This is a genomic window from Trichocoleus sp. FACHB-46 (assembly GCF_014695385.1).
Taxonomy (GTDB): domain Bacteria; phylum Cyanobacteriota; class Cyanobacteriia; order FACHB-46; family FACHB-46; genus Trichocoleus.
The window spans coordinates 252,481-261,169 of record NZ_JACJOD010000008.1 but is presented as its reverse complement, the minus strand read 5'-3'; the positions used below and the strand labels follow the sequence as shown (position 1 = coordinate 261,169).

Annotated in this window: 10 protein-coding genes and 1 pseudogene; 6 read left to right on the top strand and 5 right to left on the bottom strand. The window is 48.0% G+C overall.

Features of this window, described 5'->3' with window-relative positions:
* The 5 genes and pseudogenes from H6F72_RS05950 to ylqF form a co-directional block, all read left to right on the top strand.
* A pseudogene (locus H6F72_RS05950) lies at nucleotides 1-98 on the top strand (IS5/IS1182 family transposase); the annotation flags it as partial.
* Nucleotides 76-897, top strand: a complete 822-nt coding sequence (locus H6F72_RS05945) for a ParA family protein (RefSeq protein ID WP_190432681.1) — start codon at nucleotides 76-78, stop codon at nucleotides 895-897. The pseudogene H6F72_RS05950 and the gene H6F72_RS05945, both read left to right, overlap by 23 nt.
* A 2-nt stretch (nucleotides 898-899) precedes the next feature.
* Nucleotides 900-1,436: a hypothetical protein gene (locus H6F72_RS05940; protein WP_190432679.1), complete on the top strand. Its 537-nt coding sequence runs from the start codon at nucleotides 900-902 to the stop codon at nucleotides 1,434-1,436.
* Between the two features lie 127 nt (nucleotides 1,437-1,563).
* Nucleotides 1,564-2,208, top strand: coding sequence for a DsbA family protein (locus tag H6F72_RS05935; RefSeq protein ID WP_190432678.1), 645 nt, complete (start codon nucleotides 1,564-1,566; stop codon nucleotides 2,206-2,208).
* Nucleotides 2,209-2,245: 37 nt separating this feature from the next.
* A complete protein-coding gene (gene ylqF / locus H6F72_RS05930; RefSeq protein WP_190432676.1) occupies nucleotides 2,246-3,109 on the top strand; it encodes a ribosome biogenesis GTPase YlqF in 864 nt (287 codons plus the stop codon).
* Nucleotide 3,110: 1 nt separating this feature from the next.
* Here ylqF and H6F72_RS05925 read toward each other — a convergent pair whose 3' ends face one another.
* The 4 genes from H6F72_RS05925 to H6F72_RS05910 all read right to left on the bottom strand — a co-directional run bounded on the left by H6F72_RS05925 (nucleotide 3,111) and on the right by H6F72_RS05910 (nucleotide 7,483).
* On the bottom strand, nucleotides 3,111-4,208 hold the full coding sequence (locus tag H6F72_RS05925; protein ID WP_190432674.1) for a hypothetical protein: 1,098 nt from the start codon (nucleotides 4,206-4,208) through the stop codon (nucleotides 3,111-3,113).
* A gap of 159 nt (nucleotides 4,209-4,367) precedes the next feature.
* Complete coding sequence (locus H6F72_RS05920; RefSeq protein ID WP_370527454.1) at nucleotides 4,368-5,588, bottom strand: tetratricopeptide repeat protein; 1,221 nt, start codon at nucleotides 5,586-5,588, stop codon at nucleotides 4,368-4,370.
* 175 nt (nucleotides 5,589-5,763) lie between these two features.
* Nucleotides 5,764-6,414, bottom strand: coding sequence for a fasciclin domain-containing protein (locus H6F72_RS05915; protein WP_190432672.1), 651 nt, complete (start codon nucleotides 6,412-6,414; stop codon nucleotides 5,764-5,766).
* 214 nt (nucleotides 6,415-6,628) lie between these two features.
* Nucleotides 6,629-7,483 (bottom strand): sugar kinase, encoded by an 855-nt coding sequence (locus tag H6F72_RS05910; protein ID WP_190432671.1) that lies wholly within the window; start codon nucleotides 7,481-7,483, stop codon nucleotides 6,629-6,631.
* Nucleotides 7,484-7,562: 79 nt separating this feature from the next.
* Between H6F72_RS05910 and rsmI the strand changes: the two genes are divergently transcribed.
* Nucleotides 7,563-8,441 (top strand): 16S rRNA (cytidine(1402)-2'-O)-methyltransferase, encoded by an 879-nt coding sequence (gene rsmI / locus H6F72_RS05905; RefSeq protein WP_190432670.1) that lies wholly within the window; start codon nucleotides 7,563-7,565, stop codon nucleotides 8,439-8,441.
* Here rsmI and H6F72_RS05900 read toward each other — a convergent pair.
* On the bottom strand, nucleotides 8,426-8,680 hold the full coding sequence (locus H6F72_RS05900) for a gas vesicle protein GvpG (RefSeq protein ID WP_190432669.1): 255 nt from the start codon (nucleotides 8,678-8,680) through the stop codon (nucleotides 8,426-8,428). The two genes, rsmI and H6F72_RS05900, sit on opposite strands and share 16 nt — an antisense overlap.
* Nucleotides 8,681-8,689: the final 9 nt, after the last annotated feature.

The following is an 8,689-nucleotide window of genomic DNA, read 5'->3' as shown; positions in this document are numbered from 1 at the left end:
TCTTTTCAGGGCGGTATCGCAACCGGAGAAAGCGGTTTGGCTTACGCTTGAACTTGATTGCTGGCTTGCTCAACTATGAACTGGCACATCCCTCTTGATTCATGCAGGAGGTCTAATGTAGGTGCAACCCTAGCTTTAGAAGGCAAAAAGGTTTTATTAATTGATTTAGATCCTCAAAGTGATCTAACAAGATGGTTAGGTATTCATTCTGGCTCAGACTACCTAAACCCTTGCATTGAGAAAATTGATGCACAAAAACTAGATGAAGCCAAAGCTACTTTAAACAGTGCAGTTCAAACAAAAACTTTTCCAACTACTAATGGAAAAAATTATGAGCTGTCTGTTTTGTCAACCGATGCAGAATCTCTGAAAAAATTTCGAGATGCTAGCCACCTGAATTATCCTCATATCCTCCTTAAGAAAATGGTGAAGCTTCTCAAACAGGAGTATGACTATATCCTGATTGATATTGCTCCAACCCTTGATCGGTTAGCACAGTGTGTACTTTTCATCTGTGATACTGTTTTGATTCCTGTAGATTATGGTGAAAAGTCTTTACATCACGGGCTTCAGATCCATCAGTCTTTGCTTCCCAAGTTGAGGGAGAGCCGAGCCAAGAGCGAACTACTTCACGTAGGCCCGTGGAATCTAGGAATTGTTTTCAGCAATTGCCCATCTGATCCAGGCTCCGCTCTTCAAGGCTTAATCGATGCAAATTTGAGTAGTAAAGGTTTTACTGGAAACAAGTATCAAACTCATTTACGAGCCTACACACAAACCAAGGTTGCTGAGTTCAAACGTGCTCCTGCAATTTGTTGGCAAGCCTCTCCCATTACCAAGCTCTATACACAACTAACAAACGAAGTATTTCTGAACCATAACTTCACGGATCACTAATTATGGTATTTACAGAAGAATCTCCACTTGGCATTAAGCTTGGACAAATATTGCGGATTCCTTGTAAGTTTATTAAAGGGAAATCTGATGCTCATCCGATGGTGATTAAAGCGATCGCCCAAGAACTAAAAACAGCAGGCAAAAATGTCTTACCTGTCATGATCAAAGTATTAGGTGAAGACAAATATCAGGCGATTCTAAATACTCAGATTTTAGAAGCAGCTCGGCAAGCTAAAGCAGATTTCGTTTGGTGCATCGTTGTTGATGACAAAATGCAATCTCAGCTTGCGGTTGAGTCTGGTCAAGTAGTCCGAGTCAATATTACCAAGGCTCCAGAAAAAGAAGTTGCCGCAGTTCTGGAATATGTCAAAGCCAATAAGCCAGGATTCAACAAGATTGAGCCGCAAAAGATAGCTAGCGCGATCGCGGAATATCGAAAAACCAGACCGCTGACTAATTTATCCTTTTTAACTAAGCTCAAATGCGGCATCGGCAAAGCCAAATTAGCTCCACTTGCTGACATTCTCGTTACTGCATAAATGGCAAAAAACCCCACCTCCGAAGAGATGATTCAGACATTGTAAGAGAGATCGCCTTATTTCCTCAGACTGCTGTTACTCCTAACGTCGAGATCTACCCTGAAAGAGATTACTACTAGGAGAGGTCATGATCGAGGAAAACCGAGTTCAGATTGATGTCTGGAGCGATTACGTTTGCCCCTTCTGCTATTTAGAAGAGCCAATCTTTGAACAACTACGACAGGAATACGGTGACACGGTTCAGGTTGTATGGCGTGCGTTTGAATTACGTCCTGACCCGATTCCCACACTAGACCCCCAAGGCGAATATCTCCGCACTACTTGGGAGCGTGCCGTTTATCCAATGGCAAAAGAGCGGGGAGTGACTTTACGCCTACCCCCGGTGCAACCTCGTAGTCGCAAAGCCCTAGAAGCGGCAGAGTTTGCTCGCGATCGCGGCTGTTTTGAGGCAATGCATCACGCCTTATTCCGCGCTTTCTTTGAAGACGGTTTGGATTTGAACAATACTGATATTTTGCTAGAGGTTGGCGCATCCATAGGGTTGGATCGTGACGCTCTCCGCACCGCTCTAGAAGCTGGACAGCACACCGAACGAGTAGTCAGCGATCAATCTCTGGCTCACAAGTTGAATATTTCCGGCGTACCAGCACTGCTCATTCACCAAGCCGATGAACCCTTAGAAAAAGCGGTTTTGCTCAGTGGCGCTCAGCCTTATGAAACCGTCCGCACCGTTGTAGAGCGAGTTCGCCATAAAGCGCGATCGCTAGGATAATAGTGAATCTGCGTTAACAAATCTGGCTCGCTGAATTATGACAACTCCTGCCATCCAGTGGTATCCCGGTCACATTGCCAAGGCCGAGAAAGCGCTGCTGAGCCAACTTAAGCTGGTCGATGTAGTGCTCGAAGTGCGGGATGCTCGCATTCCCCTCAGTACGCATCACCCACAAGTGCCGCACTGGATTGGCACCAAGGCGAGAGTGTTGGTGTTGAATCGGATGGATATGATTCCAACCCTGATGCGCAATCGCTGGACGGAGTGGTTCCAAACGCAAGGGGAAGAAGCCCTGTTTACCGATGCCCAACATGGCAAAGGGATTGAGGCGATCGCTCAGGCGGCTCAGAATGCAGGTGCCCAAATGAATCAACGACGGCACGATCGCGGCATGCTACCTCGTCCGGTGCGAGCTGTCGTGTTGGGCTTTCCTAATGTGGGCAAGTCAGCGCTGATTAATCGGTTGCTCAAACGGCGAGTGGTGGAGAGTGCGCGGCGAGCAGGGGTAACACGGCAATTGCGCTGGGTGCGAATTTCGGATCAGATTGAACTACTGGATGCTCCTGGGGTTTTGCCCTCCAAGCTCAACGACCAGGAAGCGGCCTTCAAGCTTGCCATCTGTGATGACATTGGGGAAGCCGCCTACGATAACCAGCGGGTCACTTCTACTCTGATTGATTTGATCAAAGGTTTGCAAGCCACTACCCCCGACGCGATCTCAGGCAACCCTTTGCGATCGCGCTACGAGCTAGACCCAGCCGAATTTACAGGCGAATCTTATCTCCATGCTCTAGCAGAGCAAAAATACCAAAATGATGTGGAGAGAACTGCCCGGCAAATCTTAAATGACTTCCGCAAAGGTATCCTCGGCTCCATTGCTTTGGAACTACCACCCAATTAAGTCAACAACCGTAGCCCGCACCTGAAAACACCTGTTCGAGTTGGTTATTTTTGTACTCGTAGATGCCAAAGCTGGTACTTTCGTAACCTGTGTTTCTCACAATCGCTTCTTGAACCCCATCACCGTTAATATCCACGGTGGTAATCAAGTCATAGGCAGGTCGAGCCGCGATCGCGCTGTAGGGTGTAACTTGACTAGCTAAGGTTTGGGGTTGCTGATTGCTGTAAGTCAGCCACACATTGGCATAAGCACCTACGACACCCGCATCTCTAGCATCTCTGGAAGAGCGGTTTTTGGGATCAGTTCCTTTACGCACCAAGCCATAAACTTCTGGTTGACTATCTTGATTCAGGTCTACGACGGATATCTCTTCTACCACTGTTTCACCAGTTACATCCTGCAACTGTGGATTTTGGGAGAAAAGAGCATTAGCTGTAGTGGTGAGGTCTTGGCGATATTTGGCTTCAGCCGTACCATCTGGGGTTGCGGTCGCATTTTTGGCAGGATTGTATTGACTCAGCGCGATCGTCCAACGCCAAGATTCATCAAATTGTTTATCTCCAATAGAGCCACTAAAGCCGCCGACTTGAGCCTCTGGCAGGCTATTAAACATAGCTTCTAGCGATCGCTCACCAGAAAAATTTCCTTGTCCTGTCAACTTTGTGGAGCAAGCAAATTGGCTAAGGCCTAACTTCTGAACCTGAAACTCTCCTAATTTCTTTCCTTCAGCCAAAACTGTAAAATTCTGCACCGCACTCAAAAGAGATTGATTGCCAAAGGTTCTCAGCAACACATCTTCTGAGAGATCATCTCGAACAGAAGTTGTTACATCTGTGCTGACATCCACATAACGACCATTAATCAAAAGTGCGATCGGATAAATTTCTCCGCGATATTCGTTGGTGAGGTTATCTTTTTTGACAAAAGAAATACCGATTAAATTAGTTTGCTGAGTAGTGGGAGAGCGATCGCTTTGGTTAAGTTTTGGAGTATTTGTTAATTGAGCGGAGGGAAGTTGACAGGCTGTGAGGGTTGCCAATACTAGCAACAGCCCGATACGAGAACGTAACTGATAGTTCATCACTGAAGCCATTGTCACAACACAGGACCAAATCCATAGCTCTCAAACTTCTGTGACAATTCCAATTTTGAGATGCCATTTTATTTAGCGCCCGTACTATGACAACAAAGTGCTGTCAAGAAATTCCGCAAATACTCCTGAATTCTGGGCTCTGGCTCCTTTCTCCCATCTCCTTACTTACAGCTCAAAACCCATCTCCTTCAACCCTTGACGCAATCTTTGCGCTTCGAGAGGATTGTTGTTTTGCTGATGCAGGGCGATCGCTTGCCGAAAGGCGGTTAAGCTTTCCTGCACCTGACCCAATTTCCATAAGGCCACGCCTAAATTTTGATGAGCATCGGCGTAGTTGGGTTGCAGAAACAGAGCTTCTCGATAAGCGGCGATCGCGTGGGACAGATCTCCTAGAGCTTTGAAAGTCATGCCTAAGTTGTAATAACCCGGTGCAAACGTAGAGTCAATTTTGAGAGTTGTCTCATAGACTCCTTTGGCTCCCACCAGATCTCCTTTTGCCTTCAGGAGGTTGCCCAAATTGTTGTAGGCACCGAGTTTTAGCTTCGGCATAATTGATTGCTGCAAAGCCAGTTGGTAGTGCTGCTCGGCTTTTGCCCATTGTTGCAGGCGACTGTAAGCAATGCCTAAGTGATAATGCAACTCATACAACACAGAAGCATCGGCTGCTTTGGAGGTTAAACCCCGCTTTAGCAACTCAATGCCTTGGGGCACTTCATTCATTTGCACATATAGCGCCCCTAATTTGCTGCACACATAAGGGTCGCTAGGATGATGTTTGAGAAAACCTTCCATTGCTGTGCGAGCTTTGGTGAATTTGTCTCGTCCCGCGATCGCCCCTGCCTGATATCCTTCGTGTAGAATCGCTACCTCTGGCAGATAGCCCACTTGCCAATGCGGTTCCATGCTTTGAATCAGGGATACGCTTTCGTCTACCATCGCGTGGTAGGGCCGCACAAAACTAATGTCAGGATGGTTGCGAAAGAGACGAGAGACCAGCGAATAAGGAGATTGTTCCGCGCCAATTTCTTGCCGTACCAAGCTGATCAATAAATAAGGTTGCTCACTGCCAATGGTTTGTCGCAGAGCGGGCACAATACCAGGCGCTAAACGCTCATCAGCATCTAACACTAAAATCCAATCGCCCTGCACATACTTCAGGGATTCATTCCGAGCCGCTGAAAAGTCATTGCTCCACTCAAAAAAATGTACCTTGGCCCCAAAGCTTTTAGCGATCTCTGGGGTGCGATCGCTGGAGCCTGTATCTAGCACAATCATTTCATCAACGACACCTTGCACACTCTTTAAGCAGCTCGGCAAAGTTGCTTCCTCATTTTTCACGATCATGCAGAGGCTCAGAATCATAGATTGAGGGGAAGGGTTAGGCACCGTTTTATTCTAAAGCTTCCGCTCGATCCTCCAATCGGCTCAAACTTCATCTTCTTAAATGTTGAGTACTAAAAAACCTGTCCAGGTCAGCCTGAACAGGGCAAATAATTTTAAGCACAGAGGCAAATCAACGCTCTAACCAACCTGCTTAAAATGACATCCAATTAAGCATCGGTTATAGGGTCGGGGGCAGAATGACTGTATCCACCACGTGAATAACGCCGTTGCTAGCCTGAATATCGGGCTGAACCACAGTGGCCTTGTTGACCATGACTCCTCCGCCATCTACATTCACTGTCACAGGGCTGCCTTCCACAGTTGTAACTTCGCCAGATTTGAGTTGGCTGGAAGTCACTTCACCAGGAACAACATGATAGGTCAGGATTTTCACTAAAGTCTCTTTATTTTCTGGCTTCAGCAACGCTTCCAAGGTTCCAGCAGGCAATTTTGCAAAGGCAGCATCTGTTGGAGCAAAAACGGTGAAAGGCCCTTCACCAGAGAGTGTGCTCGTTAAATCCGCAGCTTGCAAAGCAGCGGTGAGAATTTTGAAAGAATCGTTAGAAGCGGCAACTGCGGTAATCGTGGTGCCAGAAGAGGCTTCTGTCGGGGCTTCTGAGGTGGCAGGGGCAACAGGTGCCGTAGGTGTAGTGGAGGTCGGTGGAGAGGCTTGAGCACCACGGGCGCGGTTGTAAGGAGGCTCGTTAAAGATGCTGGGGTTGGGATTCACTTGGGCCAAAGCTGGCAAACCAATCAGAGCGCTAGCAGCTGTAACTCCAAGGAAGCTAGCGATTTTTTTCAATGAACTGATGGATTTTAACTTAGTCATCAGTGACTCCTTAATGTTTTGCAAAGAAAATGCAAACTTATATGTCATAGTATGACGTTTCACTAAAGGAGTAGCCTACTCCCTAGCTACAATTCACCCTAAAACTGGCAATCTATACCTTAAGGGGGAGCGATCGCGCTAAGGCAAATTGCCTCTTGTATTAGGACTACCCAAAGATAGAAATATGATTTGACTTAGCAGCACAAATGGCGATTCAGTGTAACCAATGACGAGTTCCAAACCCTGTACACGATTGAGCTGCAACCTTAGCAGCGGCCACTAACGCTTCCCTGAAATTGGTTTGTAGAACAAAGTGGCAGAACGCACCGTGAAAAATATCTCCAGCTCCTAACGTATCTACGGCCTCGACTTGAGGAGGCGCGATCGCACCCATTTCACCATCGTCATAGAACTGGATTGGCTGGTCGCCTTTGGTAATCGCAATATGTCGAATTCCTAAGTTTATGAGAGCAGCAAAAACGGCGGCTGAGTTAGGGCAATCGGGAGGATGAAAGTTCGCTGAACAGATTGCGTAGTCTGTGAGTGCCAACACCTGCTCAAATCCTGGCTTCCAACTGCCACCATCCACTACAACTGGAATATTTTGCGCTTTGGCTTGTTGAGCGATCGCCACTCCGACTGCCATCTGATGCCCATCAATCAGCACTACATTCACATCTCGCAAAATATCGACCGGAATCCGATCGGGTGCCATCTGGATTTTGCTGGCATTGATCGACACTACCGCTCGTTCACCTGTCGATTCCGTCGTGATGATTGAGGAGACCGGGGGTGGTTCGGTACGGTCGGGGTCAAGGTCAGCGATCGCTACTCCACAACTATCTAAATCAGCTCGAATCAGGTTGGTAATCGGGTGGCTACCGACCACTCCCAGAATCGTGGCTTGATTGTTCAAAGCGCTAAAAGCCACTGCAGCGTTAGTCGCTGGCCCTCCAGCAGATACCGTGTAGTCTGATGCCACCAATTTTTGATTGTTGGTTGGTGGTGCCGCAGCCAGATACACCATATCCAAAGTCACCATGCCCACAAACAATCCCCGTTGAGCCATACCCTCTCCTGATTAATCTTTCCTGCTGCTTATCTAGCGACACAGGCAAGATGTTCACTCCACAAGATAGTATGGCCAAATGGAAATCAAAGCTGGCACTCTTTACATCGTTGGGACACCCATTGGCAATCTGGAAGATATGACCTTCCGGGCAATTCAGGTGTTGAAAGAAGTGAGCGCGATCGCCGCTGAAGACACGCGCCACACCGGAAAGCTGCTCCAGCACTTTCAAATCAAAACGCCTCAGATTAGTTATCACGATCACAATCGCCTCAGCCGTCTCCCAGAGATGATCAGTCGGTTACAGCAAGGCCAAGCGATCGCCCTCGTCACTGATGCTGGGATGCCCGGAATTTCCGATCCTGGCTATGAATTGGTGAAAGCTTGCGCGGAGGAGGGGGTGCCAGTGGTGCCCATTCCTGGCCCCAGTGCTGCGATTACCGCGTTGAGCGCTTCTGGCCTACCGAGCGATCGCTTTGTGTTTGAGGGATTCTTGCCTGCGAAAGGCTCAGAACGTCGCACCCGCCTAGAAACCTTAAAACCGGAATCCCGCACGCTGATTTTTTACGAAGCTCCCCATCGTCTGCAACAAACCCTCCAGGATTTTGCAGCGACCTTCGGCGGCGATCGCGAGATTGCTTTAGGGCGAGAATTAACCAAGCTCCACGAAGAAATCTGGCGTGGCACCATGACCGAGGCGATCGCTTACTACAGCACCCGCGAAGCTCACGGAGAATTTACGCTAGTGGTCATGGGTGCAGAGCCAACAGAACTGGTACTGACCGAAGACGCCTTAAAAGCAGAGCTACAAGTGCTAATTGGGCAGGGAATTTCGCGATCGCAAGCCAGCCGCCAACTTGCCCAACAAACTGCCTTACCTCGTCGCCAACTCTACCAACTAGCACTGACCATTCCAGAACCTACAGACAACGAAAGTGATACTCAATCCTCGGTTTGAGCTGCTTTTGCTTCGTCTTCCAGCGCTTGAATTGCCAACAACAGCTCTTCTTCTTGAGCTTCAAAGTCTTCTTCCGACACTTCACCCATATCAAAGGCTAATTGCAGAGTGAGCAGTCGCTTACTGAGGTTTTCTTTATCGTCCCACTCAGCATTCACTCGTTCTTGAATTTGTGAGCCCAGCCAGGTTATACCTGCGAGGGGACCAGTAATCGGTGCTAGTAGTAAGTCAAAAAACATAGCCAGCCT